Source organism: Streptococcus sp. BS35b, from assembly GCF_000286475.1.
Classification (GTDB): domain Bacteria; phylum Bacillota; class Bacilli; order Lactobacillales; family Streptococcaceae; genus Streptococcus; species Streptococcus oralis_W.
This window is the reverse complement of sequence record NZ_ALKH01000007.1, coordinates 1-1,892: the sequence shown is the minus strand read 5'-3', so window position 1 is coordinate 1,892 and position 1,892 is coordinate 1. Positions and strand designations below refer to the sequence as shown.

General features: G+C 39.8%; 1 protein-coding gene. It reads right to left on the bottom strand.

Features of this window, described 5'->3' with window-relative positions:
- Positions 1–1,892, bottom strand: a 1,892-nt coding sequence (locus tag HMPREF1149_RS07435; protein ID WP_000329861.1) for a Spy0128 family protein, incomplete at both ends; no start/stop codon positions are given.

Genomic DNA, 1,892 nt, shown 5'->3' with positions numbered 1-1,892 from the left:
CTTCACTTTTTGAAGTTCTGAACCATCTGCATCATTCTTCAAGACAAACTCAAATTCATCAGCTTTCAATTCACGGCCAGTCAACTTCTTAGTCACTTCGAGATTTGCTTTAGCATTTGCAGCTTTGTAAGTATTTTCGAAGTGTCTTTCATCGTTGTCATAAGAAACAGTTGCTTTCAGAGCACCATGACCGTCATCTGTTACTTCGATAGTCACTTCCACAGTCTTATTAGAATAAGTGATACCATTCTCGATTTGACCAGCTTTGTGTTCGTAGATTGTATACTGGTAAGTACCAGCTTTCTCGAATTCTAAATCCTTAAACTTGATGTTTCCATCTGCATCATTTGTAGTCTTTTCTACGGGATCACCTTCGTGATTTAGCAAGGCGAAGACAAACTCGCCACCTTTGAGCGGCATTGGAGTATTGGTGTTCTTATTGATAAATGATTTAGTTGCAGAAACTGGAGCTTTGACTTTTGCAGGGTTGTAAGTATTGGTGAAGGTTGTGCTATTAGCTGTACCATCACTGCTGTAGTCAACAACTGCAGTCAGTTTACCATGACCGTCATCTGTTACAGTTACTTTAGCTGTGACTGTCTTAGAATCGTAGGTAATACCATTTTCAGTTGTACCAGCTTTTACTTCCTTGATAGTGTAAGTATAAGTACCTGCTTCATCGAAGGTCAATTCATGAAACTTAACTTTTCCATCTGCATCATTTCTCTTAGTTTCAACTTTACCAACTTGGTCTGTCAACGTAAATTCGAACTCATTTTCTTGAGCTCCTGTCGTACGACCGGTCAACTGCTTAGTCACTTCAAGAACGGCCTTAGCATTAGTTGCTTTATAAGTATTTTTGAATATCTGAATTCCACCATCAGTAGCTCTATTCACTGCACCAGTAAGTGATGGTACAAGATTAGAACTAGGTGCTGAAGAGACCAAATTAGCTGACGGAAGTGCCACAGCAGTAATAGGATGATACAATACTGTCGCAACCAGTTTACCTTTTCCATCATCTGTTACACTTACTGTGACTGGTACTGTTCTAACATCGTAAGTCACACCATCGATGGTTTGACCAGCATTCACTTCAACAACAGTAAATTCGTATTCACCCGCTTTATCGAAAGGAATATCTTTGAAGACTACGCGACCAGCTGCATCGTTCTTAGCTCTTTGAACTTCTTGGCCATTTTTGTCTTTCAAGATAAATTCAAATTCTTCGTTTTGAAGAGGTGTTGGACGACCACCCACCAATTCTTTTTTGACTTCAATATCAGCCTTAGTTGGTGAAGTACCATAGGTGTTTGTGACAGTTAAATCAGCTGTTTGATTGGCTGTATAACCATCTACAGCAGTGACAAGATTGCCATCTTCATCGACTTCCATCACACTATAAGTGTACTTCACACCGTGCTCATCTGTCGCAGGAAGATCTGACCATTCTACAGCACCGTCTGTCTTAGGTACTTCTTTTTGGTCAGCATCTGTAACTGCTTCTGCAGTACCACCCTCTAGAGTACGATACAATTTAAAGAAGAGACTTGGGCGAATACTATCTGTTCCACCAGTCCAGACTTTATTAGCAGTTACTTTTGTTTTTGGAACCTCATAAGTGTTGGTTACTTGTGTCTTGTCTGCATTGTAAGAGACGACGTAGTTATGATCGTTAGATGCGACTTTCTCTCCTTCTTTCAAAGGAAGTTCAGTAGTATCTTGAAGCTCACGAACAGAATAGATTAGTTTTGTTCCATCAACATCATACTTAGGAAGTTGTTTCGCCCACTTGTAAGTATAAACACCATTGGATTCTGTCACTTCTGGAGTATAGCTACCAGAAACAGGTTTAGAATCCTCAATAGTCTGTCCTTCTTTATGGACATACA